The organism is Pseudomonas sp. SB113, assembly GCF_040754745.1.
Classification (GTDB): Bacteria; Pseudomonadota; Gammaproteobacteria; order Pseudomonadales; family Pseudomonadaceae; genus Aquipseudomonas; species Aquipseudomonas grimontii.
Genome location: NZ_JBFMHW010000006.1, coordinates 72,626 through 93,822, shown reverse-complemented (window position 1 = coordinate 93,822; position 21,197 = coordinate 72,626). Strand labels below are relative to the sequence as shown.

The 21,197-nt window shown below is 62.6% G+C and carries 22 protein-coding genes; 16 read left to right on the top strand and 6 right to left on the bottom strand.

Annotation, left to right across the window (positions count from 1 at the left end; translation table 11 throughout):
- Positions 1 to 45: 45 nt before the first annotated feature.
- From hpaD to hpaI, 5 genes are all read left to right on the top strand, one after another.
- Complete coding sequence (gene hpaD / locus AB1462_RS10085; protein WP_090402409.1) at positions 46 to 903, top strand: 3,4-dihydroxyphenylacetate 2,3-dioxygenase; 858 nt, start codon at positions 46 to 48, stop codon at positions 901 to 903.
- Between the two features lie 99 nt (positions 904 to 1,002).
- Positions 1,003 to 1,395 (top strand): 5-carboxymethyl-2-hydroxymuconate Delta-isomerase, encoded by a 393-nt coding sequence (locus AB1462_RS10080; protein WP_090402407.1) that lies wholly within the window; start codon positions 1,003 to 1,005, stop codon positions 1,393 to 1,395.
- Between the two features lie 51 nt (positions 1,396 to 1,446).
- A complete protein-coding gene (locus AB1462_RS10075) occupies positions 1,447 to 2,751 on the top strand; it encodes an MFS transporter (RefSeq protein WP_259194480.1) in 1,305 nt (434 codons plus the stop codon).
- A 12-nt stretch (positions 2,752 to 2,763) separates the two neighbouring features.
- Positions 2,764 to 3,567 carry a 2-oxo-hept-4-ene-1,7-dioate hydratase gene (gene hpaH / locus AB1462_RS10070; protein ID WP_053139661.1) on the top strand — a complete coding sequence of 268 codons (804 nt, stop codon included), beginning with the start codon at positions 2,764 to 2,766 and terminating at the stop codon, positions 3,565 to 3,567.
- A gap of 13 nt (positions 3,568 to 3,580) precedes the next feature.
- Positions 3,581 to 4,384, top strand: a complete 804-nt coding sequence (hpaI, locus tag AB1462_RS10065) for a 4-hydroxy-2-oxoheptanedioate aldolase (RefSeq protein ID WP_259194479.1) — start codon at positions 3,581 to 3,583, stop codon at positions 4,382 to 4,384.
- Between the two features lie 200 nt (positions 4,385 to 4,584).
- On the opposite strand, the gene hpaR is transcribed toward hpaI, so the two are convergent.
- A complete protein-coding gene (gene hpaR, locus AB1462_RS10060) occupies positions 4,585 to 5,007 on the bottom strand; it encodes a homoprotocatechuate degradation operon regulator HpaR (RefSeq protein ID WP_090402401.1) in 423 nt (140 codons plus the stop codon).
- 238 nt (positions 5,008 to 5,245) lie between these two features.
- On the opposite strand from hpaR, the gene AB1462_RS10055 reads away from it, so the two are divergent.
- From AB1462_RS10055 to AB1462_RS10030, 6 genes are all read left to right on the top strand, one after another.
- Positions 5,246 to 6,544, top strand: a complete 1,299-nt coding sequence (locus tag AB1462_RS10055; RefSeq protein WP_090402399.1) for an FAD-binding oxidoreductase — start codon at positions 5,246 to 5,248, stop codon at positions 6,542 to 6,544.
- 31 nt (positions 6,545 to 6,575) lie between these two features.
- Positions 6,576 to 6,941: a cupin domain-containing protein gene (locus AB1462_RS10050; protein ID WP_090402397.1), complete on the top strand. Its 366-nt coding sequence runs from the start codon at positions 6,576 to 6,578 to the stop codon at positions 6,939 to 6,941.
- 57 nt (positions 6,942 to 6,998) lie between these two features.
- The gene (locus AB1462_RS10045) at positions 6,999 to 7,658 is read left to right on the top strand and encodes a response regulator transcription factor (protein WP_090402395.1); all 660 of its coding nucleotides are present in this window, start codon (positions 6,999 to 7,001) and stop codon (positions 7,656 to 7,658) included.
- Between the two features lie 85 nt (positions 7,659 to 7,743).
- A complete protein-coding gene (locus AB1462_RS10040) occupies positions 7,744 to 8,565 on the top strand; it encodes a molybdenum cofactor biosynthesis F family protein (protein ID WP_090402393.1) in 822 nt (273 codons plus the stop codon).
- Positions 8,558 to 9,358 (top strand): SDR family NAD(P)-dependent oxidoreductase, encoded by an 801-nt coding sequence (locus AB1462_RS10035; RefSeq protein ID WP_259194478.1) that lies wholly within the window; start codon positions 8,558 to 8,560, stop codon positions 9,356 to 9,358. The genes AB1462_RS10040 and AB1462_RS10035 overlap by 8 nt, the downstream gene beginning before the upstream one ends.
- Positions 9,351 to 10,121 (top strand): SDR family oxidoreductase, encoded by a 771-nt coding sequence (locus tag AB1462_RS10030; protein ID WP_259194477.1) that lies wholly within the window; start codon positions 9,351 to 9,353, stop codon positions 10,119 to 10,121. Before AB1462_RS10035 ends, AB1462_RS10030 begins: the two co-directional genes overlap by 8 nt.
- Positions 10,122 to 10,144: 23 nt before the next feature.
- Here AB1462_RS10030 and AB1462_RS10025 read toward each other — a convergent pair whose 3' ends face one another.
- The 4 genes from AB1462_RS10025 to AB1462_RS10010 form a co-directional block, all read right to left on the bottom strand.
- Positions 10,145 to 10,801 (bottom strand): TetR/AcrR family transcriptional regulator, encoded by a 657-nt coding sequence (locus AB1462_RS10025; protein WP_090402386.1) that lies wholly within the window; start codon positions 10,799 to 10,801, stop codon positions 10,145 to 10,147.
- A gap of 15 nt (positions 10,802 to 10,816) precedes the next feature.
- Positions 10,817 to 11,779 (bottom strand): transcriptional regulator FeaR, encoded by a 963-nt coding sequence (gene feaR, locus AB1462_RS10020; protein WP_090402384.1) that lies wholly within the window; start codon positions 11,777 to 11,779, stop codon positions 10,817 to 10,819.
- 116 nt (positions 11,780 to 11,895) lie between these two features.
- Positions 11,896 to 12,516, bottom strand: a complete 621-nt coding sequence (locus AB1462_RS10015) for a DUF3156 family protein (protein ID WP_367246665.1) — start codon at positions 12,514 to 12,516, stop codon at positions 11,896 to 11,898.
- Entirely contained in the window at positions 12,461 to 13,960 is a 1,500-nt protein-coding gene (locus AB1462_RS10010; RefSeq protein ID WP_053139681.1) for an APC family permease, read from the bottom strand. The genes AB1462_RS10015 and AB1462_RS10010 overlap by 56 nt, the downstream gene beginning before the upstream one ends.
- Positions 13,961 to 14,251: 291 nt before the next feature.
- On the opposite strand from AB1462_RS10010, the gene AB1462_RS10005 reads away from it, so the two are divergent.
- Positions 14,252 to 15,580 carry an alginate export family protein gene (locus AB1462_RS10005; RefSeq protein ID WP_259194476.1) on the top strand — a complete coding sequence of 443 codons (1,329 nt, stop codon included), beginning with the start codon at positions 14,252 to 14,254 and terminating at the stop codon, positions 15,578 to 15,580.
- 33 nt (positions 15,581 to 15,613) lie between these two features.
- Here AB1462_RS10005 and AB1462_RS10000 read toward each other — a convergent pair whose 3' ends face one another.
- On the bottom strand, positions 15,614 to 16,585 hold the full coding sequence (locus AB1462_RS10000) for a methyl-accepting chemotaxis protein (protein WP_367246664.1): 972 nt from the start codon (positions 16,583 to 16,585) through the stop codon (positions 15,614 to 15,616).
- A 265-nt stretch (positions 16,586 to 16,850) separates the two neighbouring features.
- Between AB1462_RS10000 and AB1462_RS09995 the strand changes: the two genes are divergently transcribed.
- From AB1462_RS09995 to AB1462_RS09980, 4 genes are all read left to right on the top strand, one after another.
- Positions 16,851 to 17,828 (top strand): helix-turn-helix transcriptional regulator, encoded by a 978-nt coding sequence (locus AB1462_RS09995; protein WP_090402374.1) that lies wholly within the window; start codon positions 16,851 to 16,853, stop codon positions 17,826 to 17,828.
- 137 nt (positions 17,829 to 17,965) lie between these two features.
- Positions 17,966 to 18,841 carry a transporter gene (locus AB1462_RS09990; protein ID WP_367246724.1) on the top strand — a complete coding sequence of 292 codons (876 nt, stop codon included), beginning with the start codon at positions 17,966 to 17,968 and terminating at the stop codon, positions 18,839 to 18,841.
- A 22-nt stretch (positions 18,842 to 18,863) separates the two neighbouring features.
- On the top strand, positions 18,864 to 20,027 hold the full coding sequence (locus AB1462_RS09985) for an MFS transporter (RefSeq protein WP_259194475.1): 1,164 nt from the start codon (positions 18,864 to 18,866) through the stop codon (positions 20,025 to 20,027).
- Between the two features lie 34 nt (positions 20,028 to 20,061).
- Positions 20,062 to 21,168 (top strand): class II histone deacetylase, encoded by a 1,107-nt coding sequence (locus AB1462_RS09980; RefSeq protein ID WP_315336644.1) that lies wholly within the window; start codon positions 20,062 to 20,064, stop codon positions 21,166 to 21,168.
- Positions 21,169 to 21,197 lie beyond the last annotated feature (29 nt).

The following is a 21,197-nucleotide window of genomic DNA, read 5'->3' as shown; positions in this document are numbered from 1 at the left end:
ACCAGAATCCCCGAAGACAACAACAACAATTTCAGGAGAATCATCATGGGCGAAGTCGTCCTGGCGGCGAAAATCTGCCACGTACCCTCGATGTATTTGTCGGAGCTGCCTGGCAAGCACCACGGCTGCCGCGAAGCGGCGATTGCCGGGCACAAGGAAATCGGTCGGCGCGCCCGCGAGCTGGGCGCCGATACCGCCGTGGTGTTCGACGTGCACTGGCTGGTCAACAGCGCCTATCACGTCAACAGCGGCGAGCACTTCAAGGGCATCTACACCAGTAACGAACTGCCGCACTTCATCAAGAACATGCCGTACGAATACCCCGGCTGCCCGGAGCTGGGCGAGCTGATCGCCGCCGAGGCCAACGCCGCCGACGTGCGCACCCTGGCCCACAACATCCCGAGCCTGGAGCTGGAATACGGCACCCTGGTACCGATGCGCTACATGCACATGGGTGTACCGGACGAGCAGACATTCAACGTCGTTTCGATAGCCGCCTGGTGTGCCTGGCATCGCCTGCAAGACAGCTTCACCTTCGGCGCCGCCGTGCGCCGGGCCATCGAGAAGAGCGACCGTAAAGTCGTGGTGCTGGCCTCGGGGTCGCTGTCGCACCGCTTCTCCGATGACCGCAATGCCGAAGCCAATATCCATAACTGGACCCGCGAATTCGACAAGCAGGTCGACCTGCATGTGGTGGAGCTGTGGCGCCAGGGTCGCTGGAAGGAATTCTGCGCCATGCTCCCGGACTATGCCGAGCATTGCTTTGGCGAAGGCAAGATGCACGACACCGCCATGCTCCTGGGGTTGCTCGGCGGGCCGGACTACGACAAGCCGGCCGAGATCATCACCGCGCCTTTCGGCAGCTCGGGTACCGGGCAGATCAACGCCATTTTCCCGGTTTGAATAAGAACAGCTACAAGCTTCAAGCCGCAAGCTACAAGCCGATCACGCTCACTTGCCGCTTGAAGCTTGCCGCTAAAAGCTACCGACGCAGGAGGTTCCATGCCCCACTTCATCGCTGAATACACCGACAACATCGAACAGCAGGCAGACCTGCCGGGCCTGTTTGAAAAAGTCCACGCCAGCCTGGGCGACAGCGGCGTGTTTCCCCTGGGCGGCATCCGCAGCCGTGGCGTGCGCCTGGACACCTGGCGCATGGCCGACGGCAAGCATGACTACGCCTTCGTGCACATGACGTTGAAGGTCGGCCATGGCCGCGACCTGGCCACACGGCAGCAAGTCGCCGAGCGCCTGTTCGCGGTCATCACCCAGCACTTCGACGAGCTTCAGGCCCAGCGCCTGCTGGCCTTGTCGTTTGAAATGATCGAACTGCACGAGCAGCTCAACTTCAAGCAGAACAACGTGCACGCGTTCCTCAACGCTCAGGTCGGTTAAGGCGCCCTGCCCGCTCACACCCTCGGCCTCTCAGACAAAAAGTATAAAACCATGAGCACAGCCAATACCGCCGACACGCTAGACACCGTCGTACGCGACCAAACCCACAGCATCATCACCTGGCGGCTGATGCCGTTGTTGCTGATCTGCTACCTCTTCGCCCACCTCGACCGCATCAATATCGGCTTCGCCAAAATGCAGATGAGCGCGGACCTGAACTTCAGCGACACCGTCTATGGCTTCGGCGCCGGCCTGTTCTTCGTGGCCTACGCGCTGTTCGGCGTCCCCAGCAACATGGCCCTGGACCGTGTGGGCCCCAGGCGTTGGATTGCCACGCTGATGGTGGTGTGGGGCGTGCTGTCGACCTGCATGTTCCTGATCGACAGCGCCATGGGCTTCTATGTGCTGCGCTTTTTGCTGGGGGTGGCCGAGGCCGGTTTTTTCCCGGGCATCCTGGTGTTTCTGAACCGCTGGTACCCTGCCGGCCGTCGCGCGCAAGTCACCGCCTTGTTTGCCATCGCGGTGCCGATGGCCGGGGTGATCGGCGGCCCGCTTTCCGGCGGCATCCTTGAACACTTTCACGACTTGGGCGGCCTGCGCGGGTGGCAATGGATGTTCGTCATCGAAGGCGCCCCCGTGGTTCTGCTCGGGCTGGTGGTACTCAAGTGCTTGCCGGACAGCTTCGAGACGGTCAAGTGGCTGACGCCGGAGCAGAAGCAACAACTGCGCGAACAGTTAAACACTGAAGAACAGCGCAAATCGATCACCTCGTTTTCAGCGATTCTCAGCAACCCGCAGGTGTGGCTGCTGGTGGCGGTGTACTTCGCGGTGATGCTGGCGGTCAACACCCTGGCGTTCTGGATGCCGACGCTGATCCACGGCGCCGGCATCGGCAGCGACGGCAAGGTCGGCCTGCTCAGTGCCGTGCCGTACCTGGCCGGGTGTTTCTTCATGATCGGCTGCGGGCGCTCGTCCGACCGCCAGCGTGAACGCCGCTGGCACCTGTGCGTGCCCTTGCTGATGGCGGCCGCCGGCATTGCCATCGCCGGGCTCGCCCCCGCCAACCCGGCCGTGGTGCTGGGCGGCTTGATCGTCGCCGGCATGGGCGCCAGCGCGGCGTTGCCGATGTTCTGGCAACTGCCCCCGGCGTTCCTGTCCAACAACACCCAAGCCGCCGGGATCGCCCTGATCAGTTCGTTCGGCAGCATCGCGTCATTCTTCGCGCCCTACCTCATCGGCTGGATGCGCGACACCACCCAGAGCGCCAGCCTGGCCCTGTACGTCCTGGCGCTGCTCATTGCTCTTGGTGGCTTGCTGGTGCTGCGCACCCAAGCGGCCATCGTCAACCCTCAATAAGAGACTCTTGCCATGCTTGATCAATCGCTCATTTTGCAAGCCGCCGCGCGCCTCGACCAGGCCGAACGTTCACGCGAACAGGTGCGTCAGTTTTCCCTCGATCACCCGGCGATCACCCTCGATGACGCCTATGCCATCCAGCGCGCCTGGGTCGCGCAAAAAATCAAGGACGGGCGCAAGCTGGTCGGCCACAAGATCGGCCTGACCTCACGGGCCATGCAGGTCTCGTCCAACATCACCGAGCCGGATTACGGCGCGTTGCTGGATGACATGTTCTTCGATGAAGGCACCGACATCCCCTTCGAGCGCTTTATCGTGCCGCGCGTCGAGGTGGAGCTGGCATTTATCCTGGGCAAACCGCTGAAAGGCCCGAACGTGACGGTGTTCGATGTGCTCGACGCCACCGAATGGGTGATCCCGGCGCTGGAGATCATCGATGCGCGCATCCAGCAGGTCGACCCCCACACCAAGGCGACCCGCAAGGTGTTCGACACCATCTCCGACAACGCCGCCAACGCCGGCGTGGTCATGGGCGGGCGGGCCGTGCGCCCCACCGAGATCGACTTGCGCAAGGTGCCGGCGGTGCTCTACCGCAATGGCGTAATCGAAGAGTCCGGCGTGTCCGCCGCCGTGCTCAATCACCCGGCCAAGGGCGTGGCCTGGCTCGCGAATAAACTCGCCGCCTATGACGTCACCCTGCAACCCGGGCAAATCATCCTGGGTGGCTCCTTCACCCGCCCAGTGGCGGCCAACCCAGGCGATACCTTCCATGTCGACTACGACATGCTGGGATCGATTGCCTGCCGATTCGTTTAACGGGAGCGTGCTCATGGACATGCCTATCAACACCTTCAAACATCGCCTGCACAGCGGTGAAGCGCAGATCGGCCTATGGCTGGGCCTGGCCGATGCCTACTGCGCGGAACTGGCCGCCAATGCCGGTTTCGATTGGCTGCTGATCGACGGCGAACATGCGCCCAACGACCTGCGCGGCATGCTCGGCCAGCTCCAGGCCGTGGCGCCCTACCCCAGCCATCCGGTAATTCGCCCGGTCATCGGCGACACCGCGTTGATCAAGCAAGTGCTCGACATTGGCGTACAGACCTTGCTGGTGCCCATGGTGGAAAGCGCAGAACAGGCGCGGGCGCTGGTGAAAGCCATCCACTATCCGCCCAACGGCGTGCGTGGTGTCGGCAGTGCACTGGCCAGGGCTTCACGCTGGAACAGCATTGCCGGTTATCTCGACAAAGCCGACGAGCAAATGTGCCTGCTGGTGCAGATCGAAAGCCGCGAAGGCCTGGCCAACCTGGATGCGATTGCGGCGGTGGAAGGCGTCGACGGGGTGTTTATCGGGCCGGCCGACCTGAGCGCGTCGATGGGCCATCGCGGCAACCCCGGCCACCCTGAGGTGCAGGCGGCAATCGAAGACGCCATCGCGCGCATCCGCAGCGCCGGCAAAGCCGCCGGCATTCTGAGCGCCGACCAGGCACTGGCCCGGCGCTACATCGAACTGGGCGCGGCGTTCGTGGCGGTGGGCGTCGACACCACCGTGCTGATGCGCGGACTGCAAAGCCTGGCGGCGGCCTTCAAGGACTCACCGGCGCCTGCCAGCGCGGCCGGCGCTATCTATTAGTGCGAACGAAAAGTGACCTGTAGAGACGCAGGCCCCCCTGTGGCGAGCGGGCTTGCCCCGCGTTGGGACGCGTAGCGGCCCCAGTAAAACAACTGGGGGGTCAGGTCGTTTGAGAGTGTCAGGTCTTGGGTCTGCTGCGCAGCCCAACGCGGGCAAGCCCGCTCGCCACAGGTTTATCTGACCGGCATGCCGGCCTCGGTTCAGCGCTTGAGGGTTTTCAGCTCGTTGAGCAAGGTCAGCAACGTCTGCAACTTCTCCTCGCCAAACCCCGCCTGCAAGCGCTGGTAATTGGCTTCCATGCTCTGGCCCATCGAGTCGAAACAGGCTCGGCCCTTCTCGGCCAGCCGCACCAGCACGCGGCGTTGATCCTGTTGCGCCTTGCGCCGTTCAACCATGCCCGCTGCTTCCATGCGCACCAGCACCCCGGTCATGCTCGGCTTGAGGATGCACGCCAGCTCGGCCAGGCGGTTGATCTCAAGCTCATCGTGCTGGCTCAAGATCCGAATGACCCGCCATTGCTGCTCGGTCAACCCGTGTTGATTGAGCGAAGGACGAAAAAAACCCATGGCGGCTTCACGCGCATGGAGCAAAGTGAGGGTCAGGGATTGGCGCGGTTTGGACATGGGTGGTGGCGTCGCAATTAGTTAACAGATTAACAACATTCTAGCATTGGCGACCGATCAGCGTGTGCAGCTTTACCGCCCGGCCGGATTCAGGGTTGATAATTGGCAGCCACGGTCAAGAGTGGCGGCACACAGAATCAAGACACCTACCGCTCGGAAGGCACTTAATACACCCAACAGGCACAGAGCTTCTTGTCGGCTCTGCAGTGAGTTTCCCTTCACTTTCCCAGGCTGCGCCATGATCAATATCGAAACGCCTACCTACTACTCGGCAACCAAGAAATACAACCTCAGCTTCCCCACCCTCGAACAGGACGTGGAAGCCGATGTGGTGGTGATTGGCGGCGGTTTTTCCGGCATCAACACCGCACTGGAGCTCGCCGAAAAAGGCATCACCAACATTGTGGTGCTCGAAGCGCGCTACCTGGGCTTCGGTGGCACGGGCCGCAATGGCGGGCAGATCATGGCGGGGATCGGCCATGACCTGGAGAAGATCAAGCACCAGGTCGGCGACGAAGGCCTGCGCCAGATTTTTGAAATCAGTGAGCTGGGCGCCGGCATCATCAAGGATCGCATCGCCAAGTACTCGATCGACGCCGATTTCTGCCACGGCTACGGCTATATGGGCTTCAACGCCCGCCAGGAAAAAACCCTGCGCGCCTGGGAGAAGGACTTCAAGTCGATCAACACCCAGGACGAAATCCGCTTTATGGCAGGGTCCGAGGTCAAGCAGATCATTGGTTCCGACGCCTATACCAGCGCGCTGCTGCACATGGGCGGCGGGCACGTGCACTCGCTGAACCTGTTGCTGGGCGAAGCCAAGGCCCTGGCCGGCCACGGTGTGCGCATCTTTGAGCACAGCCCGGCGCTGGAAGTCAGTTATGGCGAACGCATCACCGTGCGTACCGGCCGAGGCTCGGTCAAAGCCTCCAAGTTGCTGTGGGCCTGCGACAGTTTCCTCAACAAGCTGGAACCGGAACTGCACAAGACCACCGTCAATACCTATGCCTTCCAGTTGATGACCGAGCCGTTGTCGGACGAGATGATCAACCGCATCAGCCCGATACGCGGCGCCTACAGCGATATCCGGCCGGTGATCGACTACTACCGGGTCACCAACGAAAACCGCTTGCTGTTCGGTGCCGCCACGCCTTTTGTCGAGCACATCCCGCTGGACCTCAAAGCCTGGAACCGCAACCTGATGCTGAAGATTTTCCCCTACCTCAAGGACGTCAAGATCGACCTGGCGTGGGGCGGGCCGATGGCGACCGGGGCCAACCTGTTCCCGCAGATCGGCACGCTCAGCGGGCGACCGAATGCCTTTTATGTGCAGGGCTACGCCGGCTTTGGGGTTACGCCCAGCCACATCATCTGCAAGGTCCTGGCCGAAGGCATGAGCGAAGGCTCGTCGCGCTACGACCTGATCAGCGCGGTCAAACATGCGCAGATCCTCGGCAAGGACCATATCCGCCCGCTGCTGCTTACGGCCGGCAAAAGCCTTCATCAACTTTCGGGCTACTTCAACGGTCGCCGTTGAGCCCCGCTGTTTCATTCACAGGAGAACTGCCATGCCCGTTACCACCCTGAAGAAAGACATCCAATTATCGGACCTCGATGCCTGGGGCACCGTTGCCGACCTCGGTTCCGAGATCCTCGAAGGCGAAGTCAAAGCCTTTGGCAAAATGACCTTCGGCGCACCGACCGACGCCGTCAGCAGCGCCTATTTTGGCACCACCCAAGGCAAGTTCCGGATGGTCTACCCGTTCGCTGAACAAGCCACCGTGGTCACCGGCGAAGTGGTGTTGACCGACGAAAGCACCGGCCAGAGCACCCGCTACAAAGCCGGCGACAGCTGGTTCGTGACCAAGGGCACGCCGGTGCTGTGGGAGGTGGTGAGCGAAGGTTTTGTGAAGCACTATTTCGCGGTAGTCTGATCGCTCCTCTCTGCCGGCTTCGGCCGGCAGCGTTTGTTCCGGCGCAGGTGACTGATCATGCATGCCATCCCCGCTCAGGAAGTCGCCGGTCATTGCCTGCAGGCTTTCACTCAACTGGTACCCGCCAGCCAGGCAGCCTTCTATTGTGTCGACCGCCAGCTGCAAGCGCGTGATTTCAGGCTGCAAGGCATGAGCGGCGAGATGCACCGCGACTACCTGGACAACTACCGCCAATTCGACCCGTTGCAACCGCGCAATTGCCTGTCCAGTGGGCTGGCGGTGGTGCCGCTGGGGTTCGCCATGGCCCGCCAGCCCCTGCGTGACAGCCGCCGCTATCAAGACTTCCTGCAGCGTTATGGCGTGGTCGATGTGGTGGAGATCGTCGCCCATCGCGCCGACCAGCCCCAGGCGGCTATTTCCTTGCTGCGCACGGCGGAACAAGGGGCGTTTACCCTCGACCAACTGGCTCAGCTCAACGCCTTGCAGGCGTTGCTGCAAATGGCCGTGGCCAATATGCAGCCCTGTGACGATGCACTGGCCGGTCTCACGCCCAAAGAACGCCAGATTGCCTGGTTATTACGTCAGGGCGCGAGCAACAAGCAACTGGCCCAGGAGCTGGATGTAGGCCTGCCCACCATCAAGACCCACTTGATCCACCTGTTTCGCAAAACCGGTGTGACCAGCCGTACCGAACTGGTCGCCGCGCTGTTTCTTTAAGCCGCCTCAACCCTTTGGTTGATAGGCGAGCCAGGTTGCCAACCGCATGATCCGGGACGTCCATTCCATCAACCGGAGCCATGCAATGACCACTTCATCCGACTGGATCACCGTAGGCGCCCTCGCCGACGGTTTTGCCCCCGACGCGTTTATCCTGCCCAACCTTGCCGACCTCAACGGCAAGGCCTTCACCCTGCACTTCGCCAACGGCTGGCAAATCGAGCATCGCTTCGACACCGAGCAGTTGCACTGGCACGCCGCCGACGGCCACTCCAGCGGTTCGGCCGCCTACCGTGCCACCTCGGTACGCCCGGGCCTGTACCTGGTCGATTTCATCAAGCATGAAGCCGGCCAGGCCTGGTCGATCAGCCTGGTGCTGGACACCATCACATCGTCGTTCACCGCCGTGATCGGGCGCATGCCGGACCGCGAACAAACCGAGCAAGGCCTCTACAGCCGCGCCCTGGCCGGCAAGGCCCTGACCTCGGTAGAAGTAGATTTCCTGCACGGCAGCCTCGATCAAGCCTGGCAGCCCGGCCAATGCCCGCACGCGCCCACCCAGGAACTGACCGGCCTGCGCAACCTGTATCGCTACAGCCCCAGCGAAGTCTACGAGCACATCTACCTGAACGATCAGTTCTATGCCTGGCAATGCCTCAAGGGCGTGGAGCAGGGCCTGTGCGATACCGATCGCTGCCACTACTACAAAATCGCCGATCAGCTGTACCTGTTTGTCTGGCGCGAAAAGATCATCCCGACCCTCGGCCTGGTACTGATCGACCTGCAACAGCACCGTAGCGACGGCAAGATCTTCGGCTATGCCGGTGCGTCGTTCGATGAGCTGTCGAACTTTCCGGTCAGCTCCTACTGCCAAGTGCTCAACCGCACGGAGTATCCCGATGCCTGATCCACGCACCGTTGTCATCACCGGTGCCGGCACGGGCATCGGTGCCGCCTGCGCGCGGTTGTACGCCGCCGAAGGCGCCAACCTGGTGCTGATCGGCCGGCGCCGCGAGCCGCTGGAGCAGGTTGCGCAGGACACCGGTGGCCTGGTGCTGGTGGGCGATGCGGCCTGCCCGGCCACCTGGGAGGGTTTCGTGGCGCAGATGGGTGAGCGCTACGGCCGCCTCGATGTGCTGCTGGCCTGCGCCGGCGGGCATGGCGTGGGCAGCGCCACCCAGACCAGCCCGCAGACCTGGGAGGCGGCCTTGCGCAGCAACCTGGACAGCGCGTTCTACAGCGCCCGCGCCTGCCTGCCGCAGCTGATCGAAAGCGGCGGCAATATCGTGCTGCTCGGTTCCATCGCCTCCCTGGCCGCCGGGCCCGACGTGTGCGGCTACACCACCGCCAAGCATGCGCTGCTCGGGCTCAACCGTTCGCTGGCGCGGGATTACGGCCCACGCGGCGTGCGCGTGAACGCGGTGTGCCCAGGCTGGGTTACCACGCCGATGGCCGACCAGGAAATGCAGCCGCTGATGAGCTTCCATGGCGACACCCTGCAGCAAGCCTATGCCCGCGTGTGCGCCGACGTCCCGTTGCGGCGCCCCGCCAGCGCCGAAGAAATCGCCAAGGTGTGCCGCTTCCTGGCCAGCCCGGATGCCTCGATCATCACCGGGGCCAGCGTGGTCGCCGATGGCGGTTCGAGCATCGTCGATGTGCCCACACTGGCTTACGTCCATATGGAGCGCGCACATGCCTGAAGACTTGGATTTCAGCGGCAAGACCGTGCTGGTCACCGGCGGCGCCCAGGGTATCGGCCAGGCCATCGTCGAGGCGTTCGCCTGGCGTGGCGCCCGCGTAATGATCGCAGACCTGCGCCTGGCACAAGCCCAGGCATTGGCCGAAGGCTTGCGTGCGCGAGGTTGCCTGGTCGAGGCCATGGCACTTGACCTGGCCGACGCGACTGCGGTGTTCGAAGGCATCAAGGGCATAGAGCAGGACTGGGGTCGCCTGGATATCCTGGTGCACAACGCCGGCTACTTTCCGTTGACACCGTTCGCGCAGATCACCCCGGCCATGCTTGAACGCACGCTGGCGGTGAACCTCTCGGCGCTGTTCTGGCTGACCCAGGCCGCCTTACCGATGTTTCAACGCCAGGGCGGTGGCTGCGTGCTGGTCACCTCATCGGTCACCGGGCCACGGGTCGCCTATCCCGGGCTCAGTCACTACGCGGCGTCCAAGGCCGGGGTCAACGGTTTTATCCGCAATGCCGCGCTGGAGCTGGCTGCTGATCAGGTGCGCGTCAACGGCGTAGAGCCGGGGATGATTGCCACGCCGGCCATGGATAACCTGGGCGACAGCCAGGTCAATGCCGACATCGCCAGTCGCGTGCCGCTGGGACGGCTGGGAGCCGCTCAGGATATTGCCGGTGCGATGCTGTTCCTGGCGTCCGACCTGGCGACCTACATCACCGGGCAGACCATCGTGGTGGACGGCGGCTCGACGCTGCCTGAGGTGAAATGACCTCTGTCGGGATGTAAACCGGATCAGCTGTGGGAGGGGGCTTGCCCCCTCCCACATGTTGACCGTGGTGTATCCGTTGAATAGCGCTCGGCTGCTTCAAGCAGCGCCAGTGAATCACTGAACACCCGCGACAACGCCGCAAGCCGTTTGACGTAGCCCTGGGCCGTCGAATAGATCAGTTCCACATGCAAGCTGTCGACGATCCCCAGGTAGGCGTCGCCAAACACTTCAAGCGCCTCGGGTCGTACCGTCCTGTACCGCCCTTGCGCGGCACGCTGAAAGTCTTGGCGAATGCTGGCCAGGTAACCCTCAAATCCCGCCGTAATGACGCTGCGAATTTCCGCCGGCGGAAAGTACGCCGTGCGCAACAGGAAGCGCAGGTGCGCCGACCCTTCATAGCGCCCGCTCAACCGCTCAAGGTGCAATTGCCCCGGCACACGGGTGTGGGCGACTTCTTCCTTGAAGCACTGCGCGATGTACTGATGTTCATGGGCCAGGGCAATCTCGAAGACCGTCTGAAACAGCGCGTCCTTGCTGACAAAATGCGCATACAGCGAGGCCTTGCGCATGCCCGCCCCGACCGCGATTTCGTTCAGCGATGAGGCGTCATAGCCATGGGCGGCAAAGTGTTCGACCGCGACTGCGCAAATGTTATGGGCCGACAGGGTGAGCGGTTTCATTGATCGATGGATACCCTACGCCGCACCGACCGCTTGCTGCAGATGAGTGGAACGAAAATCCTTGGGCGACAGCTCGAATTGCTTCTTGAACGAGCGGCTGAAGTGCGCGGAATCGGTGAAGCCCCACTTGTAGGCGATCGACGTGATCGACTCGCTCTTGAGGAAGGGGTTGGTCAGATCATCCGCGCTGCGTTTGAGCCGCGCACGCTGGATGTAGCGGCAGACACTGTCGTCCTGCTCTTCAAACAAGCGGTACAAATGCCGCACCGAAATGTTCAAGCGGCTGGCCAGGCCCACCGGGCTCAGGCCGGGTTGGGTCAGGGACTCGTCGATGACTTTCTGCACATAACTACGCAGGTTACTGCCCTGCAAGGACACGGCGCTGTCGCCTGGGGCGTCATGCAGTTCAAAGGCTGAACCGAGCAGGGAGACAAACGCCGCTTGCAGCGCCTCGGCCTCTTCAATCGAATCCTGGCCCTCCAGGCCCTCGCGGCACAGCTGGTCCATCAACACGTGGAGCATGCGCCCACAGGCCTTGCTCGAAGAGATCTTGCCGAAGGTTTTCGAGGCGCTGCCCAGTTGCTTGCACACTTCGTTGCGCGAAAGTGACAGGGACGCATGTTCGATGAGACCAAAGGGGCTTATCTCGATCGAACCGGTGGAATCCATCAGCAACATATCGCCGGGGGCCAGTTGAATGACCTGGCCATTCTGGGTGATCTGGCAATAGCCGCTGCGCTGGCTGACGAGGAAGCAATGCTGGTCCATATCGTGATCGGCATTGGGCCGCTCGCGCTTGATCAGGCCGGCATTGGTCCGCAGGTTGGCCAGTGACAGGCCGCCGCGGGAGTGCTTGGAAACCTCACCGATGAACAGTGAACGGTTGAAGGCCAGTTCCGTGTCGAAATGACCGCAGGCCGCTCGCAGATCCCGCGTCCAGGTTTCCAATCCATAGTGCGCAGACTGATAGGTGCTCATGGCATCTCCACAATGGTTTCTTGTTTTTGTTGGCTAATAGTTAACATGTTATCTATATAGGCGCAACAAGTCCGTGATACCGACTGTAGAAGCACTAATGATGCCAATTCCTCAACTCAGAGCGCGCCCAATACCCGCTGCAAACCTGCGAGCACCGTCAGCAACCCTGCTCGCTGCGCGCCGCTCAAGGGGATGTAGCGCCGAAACGCCGGCATGCGGTTGACCACCTCGCTGCCGCCCATGTGTTCAAGCCGTACGTGCCATTGCTGCCCGCTCAAATCGAGGTGCAGTTGCTTGAAGTCCAGCCCCATCAAGGCTGGATGCAGGCCAGGGTCGTCGTTCAAGGCAGCCTGGAGCCTGGCCAGCAAAACCGGCGCTCCTGCCCGTTGTCGACAGGCCAGCCCCGTGCGTCGAATCGACCCGCTGTGGTGCAGTTCAAAGCGCGCACTGCCCTGCTCTGAGGCGGGCACCGTGAACATGAATTCGGTCATGACCAGGTGCATCAGCAATTGCGCTTCCGTGCGCTCGGCAACGTCGACCTGAAGACCGATGTCCTCCAGGCAAAACCTTGCCTGGGCTGGCCCCGTCGAGGTGAAACTCGCCAGCCCGAGGTTGCGCCGCACGTACTCAAGCGTAACCCCAGGCCGGTAACCGGACGGGGCCCGTTGGGCGCTGAACAGTTCAGACAGCTTTTGCAGCCTGCTCGAGATAACGGTTGTGAGGGTTGCCAGGCTCATGGGAAAACTCCTTGGCCAGCACTTCTTCTACCGAAGCCGGCTTGAATGGATTGACCTTCTGTACCACCAGTGTCCAGAACAGCGCGTATGAAGCCGTGATTCCGAGCATCACCCCGAACGGCACATAAATGTCCGCTGGGTTCATGCCCGGCGGGGTAATGAACCACATGCCCAGCAAGATGCCGACGCTGGAAAGAATCTGTGGCAACGGGAAAAACGGCGAACGATAGGCCCGTGGCAGATCCGGACGACGAATGCGCAGGATCACCACCGACAGCGTCACCAGCAGGTAGGAGAAACTCCACGCACACACCGCCGCCAGCACCAGGTGCATGATGTTGTCGGTGTTGCCGCCCAACCAGAGGGCATACAGGCACGGAATCAGCATCGCCACCAGGATGCACAGCAGCGGCGTCTTGAAGCGCGGGTGCAAATAGGTGAAGACCTTGGGCAACGCGCCGTCCACCGCCATGCCGTAGAGAATCCTCGGCACGCCCGCCATCAGCGTGTTGATGGTGGCGGCACCGGCAAACAGGAAACCGATCCCCAGCCACAGCGGGCCAATATCCCCCATGACCTGCTGGGCAAAGCGAGGGATTGCCATGGGCGTGTCGAGCAGGTGCACGCCGGTGGCGGCATCCAGCACCACGTTTTCCACCTGGCGTTTCATCGCCGCGCCGTAGATGAACATGCAGGTGGCCACGCTCAACAAACCGAAAATCATGGCCTTGGGCATGACCTTGGCCGAATTGCGCAAGTCCGGGGCCAACGGCGTGACGAACTCGCAACCGACGAACATGAACATGGCCATGCCCACCAGCGACAGAATGGTGATCAGGTCGGTGCCCACCAGCGACACGCCGAACCAGCCCTCCAGTTGCACCGCCGGTGCCGCGATCAGGCCGAGCACGCCGAACACCATCAGGGTGGTCCACATGCCAAAGGTCAGGATGATCTCGGCCCTGCCGAAGGCGCTGACGCCAAAGGCATTGAGAATGCCGAACACCACGACAAACCCCACCCCCAGCAGCCAGGAACCGCCGGCAGACTCCGCCAGGGTATTGAGGTGTTCGAAGTTCACCAGGGCCATGACCCCGGACAGAATCGTCTCGGCGGTGCCGGCGAACACATGCACAATCAGGTACGCCGACAACGTGCCGGTGATCGCAAAGAAACGGCCCATGCCACAATTGATGTAGTCGTAGACCGAGCCGGTGGTCGGCAGGATCGAGGCGGCTTCGGCGAAGGTGGTCGCCTGGGCCAACATCATCACCACCGCAATCAGCATGGCCACCGCGAAGGCGCTGCCGCCAATACCGAAGCCCATGGTCGCGGTGAGAATCACCGGGCTGGCCATGATCAGGCCAATGGTGCTGGCAAGCGCGGTCGGAAACCCGACGCTGCCGCGTTTCAAATGCTGTGTGAGCCGGTCATTGATCGACATGGTGCGGATCCTCGAAAGCGGATTTCTGAGTGGATGCATCGAGCCGTTCAAGGAGCCGGCGATAAAGCCCTCCCCAGCCAGTCCCTGATCGAAACGGCATCGTGCGCAAAATCACTGTGCACTTCCCGAGCACCGAGCGTCTTGCCCATGTCTGCCGTGGCTTTTGTTGCTGCCTGCCAAGGCATACGGCTTGGCGGGCAGGATCAATTCCATGGCACGCAGGTGAAAGACTTCCCACGCCTGGGGTCATCTTAATGCGCCCTCGACCTAACCATGCTGGGGAATATAACAATGGAGCACACACTGAAGCCACGCACGCTGTCCTTGGCCGTCGGCCTGGGTATCGCGCTGTTGATCGGCCATTCGTCGGCCCAGGCCTATGAGCTGTATGCCGACGAGGATACCCACCTGAATGCGGACTTCCTGGCGGTATATGGCCTGTTCAACAGCCGCCACAACTACGACGGCACAGCGGGCGGCTCGACCTGGCGCGAAGGGTTCATCAAGTACGGGGTGAGCGGCGACCAGGGCCTGGCCGGGAACGGCACCGCGTATGGCGCGCTCAATTGGGTCAGCTCCGGCACCTGGGGCGACGGCGATGCGGCGGGCAACACCGATGGCAGCGAACGCACCACCAAAATCGAAGACGCCTACCTGGGATGGCGCTCGGCCGACCTGTTCCCGGCGCTGGGCAAGGACGGTGTGGATTTTTCCGTCGGACGCCAGGTGGTCAAGATCGGCCGGGGTTTCCTGATCAACGACGACGGCCCCAACCTCGGCAAAGGCCCGGCTGACGGCGCGCTGAACCGAGGCGGCGCCTATTACCTGGCGGCACGCCACGCCTTCGACCGCACTGCGGTGCTGCGCCTGGGCGGGCAAGAGGGGCTGCACGGCTCGGTGCTGTGGCTCAAGTCAGACAACCGCGCCCAGGCCGAAACCGAACTGGCGGCGGGCACCCTCGACTACACGGCCGCCGCCGGAACGCTGGGGCTGACCTGGGTCCACGGCATGAACGTCACCGACCAGTGGGCCAGCGACTTCCAGAAACAGCGTGAGGGCCTGGACACTTACAGCGTGCGCGGCGAAGGCAGCGCCGGTATCGACAACGCCAGCTTCGCCTTCGAATACGCCTGGCAAGACAAGGACGCAGGGCCGGAAAAAGCCTGGTACGCCGAGGCCGGCTACACTTTCGCCGATGTCGGTTGGTCACCCAAAGTGACCTACCGCTACACGCGCTACTCGCAAAAATGGGACCCGCTGTTCACTGGACTCAGCACCGGCTACGGCACCTGGTTCCAGGGTGAAGTCGCCTCCAACTATGCCGGCCCGTTCAACAGCAACACCGGCATCCATCACGTCGGTCTCAAGGCGACGCCCCTGGAGAACCTGACAGTCGGCGCGCTGTACTTCGACTTCAATACCCTGCGCAAAAACAATGCGCTGAACCTCGACGCCCGGGAACTGGACCTGTACGCCGAATGGGCGGTCAACAGCCACCTGATCATCAGCCCGCTGGTGGGCATTTACCAACCCAAAAAGGATGCCGACAGCGGCGGTAACCAGGTGGGTGGCAACGGCACCAACCTCTACAGCCAACTGACCGTGGCCGTGCCCTTCTGACCGGCCTCAGGAGCTGCGCAACGCAGCTCCCTCCTAGCGTTCGTGCTGATGCAGCATCGTCTGGATCTGATGGGTTGCCTGGCGAGTGTTTTCCGCCAGCTTGCGCACCTCATCGGCGACCACCGAAAACCCACGCCCGACCTCGCCGGCCCTGGCCGCTTCAATGGCGGCGTTCAAGGCCAGCAGGTTGGTCTGGTCGGCGATGCCCTTGATCACACTCACCACCGTGGCGATCTGGCCGTAGGTGGCCTGATTGTGCTCGAGCAACTGCTGATGAGTGGTCTTCGCCGACTGCTCATCGCTGATGTCCCGTACCGCGCCGAGCACCCGCGTCAGACGGCCCTGGGCATCGCGCACCGCTCGCCCGCGCTCGCGACACCAGATGTAGTCCCGGGTCTTGTGGCGCATCCGGTATTCAAACACGTACTCACCGCTGCCCTGGGGCGCAAGGATTTCCCGGTCGAAGATCGCCATGATCTTCGGCAGGTCGTCGGGGTGGGTGATGCTGACCTGCGCGTCCCAGCCGTCGGGCAACTCATGGGGCGCGTAGCCGAGGAGCAGGCGGAACTGATTGAAAATCCGCATGCGGCTGGCGGGGTCCTGCACGTCACCGTTGACCACGGTGATGTCCCAGCAGCCTTCGGTCATGGTGCAGAGCAGCAGCTCCCAGATCTGCGTCTCGTGTTGATGCGCAAGGGCGCGCTGCGCGTGCTCACGCAACTCGGCTTCCAGCGCCTGTTCACGCAGCCCGGCCTGTTCCAGTTGCTGGCGAAGCACGGCAAGTGCCTGTTCGCTGCGCGCCCCTTGGGCAGCCTGGTCGCGGGCTGACTCCTCGAGCAACAGCAACTGCCGCGCAGCCTGCGCACGTTGTATGGCGAGTTGCTCCAAGTCGGCCTGCACCGACGGATAAGCATGCAGCGCTTGGGTTTGCAACGCCTCACCGATCAGCAGTTGCTTGACGACGGCGGCAAGGTCCTGCATCGGCGGTTTTTTCTTGAAGAACATCGGCCTGGCCCTTTCTGATCGAGTCGAAACCCCGGATCTGATCGCAAACCGAGCGTGATTGCTTGTACCAGCCTGCAATGCCTTTGCGCGTGGCTGCCATCCACAAAAAGCCGGGCGTCGGGCGCTATCATGCATCTGTAGGATGGTGATCGGCTTTCAGCCCGTCGATACTTCCCCCCAGGCCCTGCCCACGTCCAAACGACGTTCCGGCCCTTAATGACTTCGTGACGAAAACAATAAAAATGTCGCACAGAGGTACATACGAATGAGCCGTCATGATCATGGTCACGCCAGCCTCCTGGAGGCGTTCAGCGCGATGACACTGGAGCTTCAACGCCTGGCACAGGACAAAGACATCGAGCATTTCCACGAAGCGGCGCTGCGCTGCATCAGCCAGCTGCTGCCCTTCGACAGCGCCTGGTGGGGCCGAGCCGCGCTGATTGACGGCCTGCCGGAAGAGCACAGCTCCTACCTCTACAACCTGCCCCGCAGCTACCTGGCCGACTGGCAATCGATTCGCCATATCGATGTGACCATCGCCAGGGTCCACGATGTGCCTGGGCAAGCGGTCATCGTCGACATGCGCAACCCCGCCAACGGCCCCGGGCTCAACTGGCTCGGCACGTGCTACACGATTGGTGAATTGCTGTGCGTGGTGTACATCGACCCGCAAACCCACCTCAGCGATCACCTCGCGCTCTACCGTGCGCCCGACGCCGCACGCTTTACCGAGCAGGACTGCCTGCTGTTGAACAACCTCATGCGGCACCTGGTGGCGGCGGTCTCGGCCAATCAGATTCGCACCCTGGTGGCCATGCGCGAAGCCCTCACCCACCCGCGCAATCTCGCGCTTGCCGTGTGCGACCAGCGCGGCACTCTGCACTGTGCGGAACGTGGCTTCGTCGACTTGCTGCTGAGCGAGTGGCCGGACTGGACCGGCCCTTGCCTGCCGGTAGCGATGGACGCCGGGGGCTATGACGGCAAGCACCTGCAGGTCGAGGCCTCGACAGTCGGCGACCTGCTCCTGCTGGCCGCCCGCAGCCGCACGGTGCTGATGCAACTGAGCCCTCGGGAGAATGCGGTGGCCCAGGGTTTCGGTGAAGGCAAGACCTACAAGGAAGTCGCCCGCGACCTGGGTATGTCGCCCAATACCGTGCGCCATCACATCCGCGCCATCTACAGCAAACTCGGGGTCAAGGACAAAGCCCGAATCGCCCACCTGCTGCACGCCCCGCCTGACTGATCGGCACCACTGACCCGCGCTGACTTTTTCGCTGTCGTTTTGACGGCCACGGGACGCCTTTGCGCTTTTTTTGTCCCTCTGCCACCCAAGGGCGAGCCATTCGCCGCACCACACCTCAAAGAAGAGATGCCATGCCCATGACCCAGACCTTCACCCGCAACACCGCACTGGCCCTGCTCGGCGGCTTGTCGAGCCTGCACGCCAGTGCAGCCGACCTCAATGCCCGGGATTTTTTCGGCGCCCCCTCGGGCACCAGCCTGGGCGTGCTGTACTTGCCGGCAAGCCGCGCCAGCGACTTCCACGGCCCGGCCGACAGCACCGGCAAGGCCGACCTGAAGGTCAACGCCGTGGCGTACCGCCAAGTATTCTTCACCGACATCTGCGGCACACTCTGTACCCCACAGTTCATCGTGCCTTTCGCCGACATCAACGCCCGCCTGCCGGGTGCCGGCCAGCACAGCGCAGAAAGCGGTTTCGGTGATCCCCAGGTCGGCGGTACCGTGTTTTTCATCAACGATCCTGCCTCGCGCACCTACAGCGGCCTACTGACCCTGATCACCCTGCCAGTCGGCGAATACCACGGCAACAATCCCGATGTATCGCCCGGTGCCAATCGCTGGGGCACCACCTTCGTTTACAACTACACCCAGGGCATCGGTGAAAAATGGGTGCTGGAAGCCAACCTCGAAGCCCAACTCTATGGCAAGAACGACGACTACTTCGGCAGCGACCTGAAACAGGATCCGCTGTATCGCCTGCAAGCCTTTGCCTCCTACGACTTCACACCCGGCACCTACGGCGCACTGCGACTGATCCACGCCGATGGCGGCGAACTGCGGATCAATGACCAGCGCATCGACAACACCCACAAGCGCTACACCCAGATGGGCTTCGAGGTCGGTCATTGGCTGGATAAACAGAACCAGTTGATGTTCGGCCTCTCGCAGAACGTCGCCACCGACAACGGCTATCACGGTACCGACGCACTGCTGCGCCTGGTCCATGTGTTCTGAACCCCCTCATCGGAGCTTGCCCATGAACACCCAGACCCAACCGCTGACCGATGAACGTTCGCGCGCCTCATCCCCATTGGCATTGCTGGCCGCCATTGTGCTGTTCGCTGCCATCACCCCGACCATTCTGATGACCGCACCGGCCGTGGCGGCGCAACTGGCGACGCAATGGCAGTTGAGCCCGTCGCAGATCGGTGACCTGTTCTCCACCGAACTCGGCGCCATGAGCCTTGCCACCCTGCCCGCACTGTGGTGGCTCAAGCGTGTCGACTGGCGCCGCGCCGCCTTGCTGTCCGGGCTGCTGTTCATCACCGCCAACCTGCTCTCAATGCTGGCCCACGACTACCCGATACTCCTGGCACTGCGCTTTTGCAGCGCCCTGGCCGGCGGCTCGTTGATGATCATCTGCCTGTCCAGTGCGGCCTCCACGGCCAATCCCGGGCGCGTCTACGGGTTATGGGTGATGGGGCAATTGGTGGTCGGGGCGATCGGTTTGAGCATCCTGCCCCAGCTGTTCGAGCACTACGGGTTGTCAGCCTGCTACATGATCCTCGCCGCCTTGATGACGCTCTTTCTGCCCCTGGCGCGACACTTTCCCCAGGGCAGCCCGGCGCCTGAGAAAACCACCGAGCGCACCACCCTCGTTTCCCGATGGAAAGCCGCACTGGGCATTCTGGGCATCCTGAGTTTCTACGTCAGCCTGAGCGGTGTGTGGACATTTATCGGCTCCATCAGCAGCCACTCCGGCCTCTCTGCCGAGGCCAGCGGTGAGATTCTGGCGCTCGCCACGGTGATGGGCATCGTCGGGGCCGGTTGTGCCTCACTGATCGGCGACCGTCTGCCACGCCTGTTGCTGTTACTGCTGGGGTACGCGTTGATGGCAGGCGCCGTGCTGTTGCTGCTGGGCCAACCCGACATGCTGCGTTTTGCCGTGGCGGCGCTGCTCTTCAAGTTCACCTGGACCTTCATCCTGCCGCTGATCCTGGCCTGCCTGGCCGACCTCGACCGCTCCGGGAAACTGATGAACGCTTCCAACCTGGTGATCGGTGGAGGCCTGGCCATCGGCCCGACCGTGGCTGGCCGGATGATCGAAGCCAGCGGCGGCTTCCAATCACTGCTGATCGCAGGGGCGTGCGTCACCGCGCTGTCCCTGGTGTTGATGCTGAGCAGCCGCCCGAGTGCCTGAAAAGCCCTTTTACCCCAACGAAAATGGAAAGACGATGAGCCGAAAAAGTGCATTTTTCTTCGACGAACTCAGCCTCTGGCACAGCGCCGGGCTGCACGCCTTGACCCTGCCGGTGGGCGGGTGGGTGCAGCCGCCTGCCGCCGCCGGCCACGCCGAGTCACCGGAAACCAAGCGTCGCTTGAAGAGCCTGCTGGACGTTTCCGGCCTGACCCGCCACTTACAGGTGCGAAGTGCCGTCGCGGCCACCGATGAAGACTTGCTGCGGGTGCACACGCCCGACTACCTGCAACGCTTCAAAGCGATGAGCGATGCCGGGGGCGGCGAGTTGGGGCCACACGCGCCCATCGGGCCTGGCAGTTATGAAATAGCCAGGCTCTCCGCCGGGCTGGCCATGGCGGCAGTGGATGCGGTGCTGTCCGGCGACGTCGACAATGCCTATTCTCTGTCGCGCCCACCAGGCCACCACTGCCTCGCCGACAGCGCCATGGGCTTCTGCTTCCTGGCCAACATCGCCATCGCCATCGAAGCCGCAAAAGCCCGGCGTGGCCTAGGCAACGTCGTGGTGATCGACTGGGACGTGCACCACGGCAACGGCACCCAATCGATCTTCGAAGAGCGCGGCGACGTGCTGACGATTTCCCTGCATCAGGACGGCTGTTTCCCGGCAGGTTACAGCGGTGAAGCCGATCGCGGGCGCGGCGCCGGGCTGGGCGCGAATATCAATATCCCGCTACCCCCCGGCAGCGGTCATGAGGCTTATATGCACGCGATGGAACGCATCGTGATTCCAGCGCTGGAGCGCTTCGAGCCGGAATTGATCATCGTCGCCTGCGGCTACGACGCCAACGCCGTCGACCCCCTGGCGCGAATGCTGTTGCACAGTGACTCGTTCCGGCACATGACCCGTCTTGTACGCCAAGCAGCCGAACGCCTGTGCCAGGGCCGTCTGGTGCTGGTGCACGAAGGCGGCTATTCCGAAGCCTATGTACCGTTTTGCGGGTTGGCGGCCATTGAGGAATTGGTGGGTGTCAGGACGCAGGTCGGTGACCCGATGCTGGAGTTTGTGCAGTTGCAGCAACCGAAAGCGGCGCTGGCGGCGTTTCAGTTACGCTTGATCGATGAGTTGGCCGAAGCCCGCTGAGCGTGACGCAAAAAAATCCGATGCCGTTA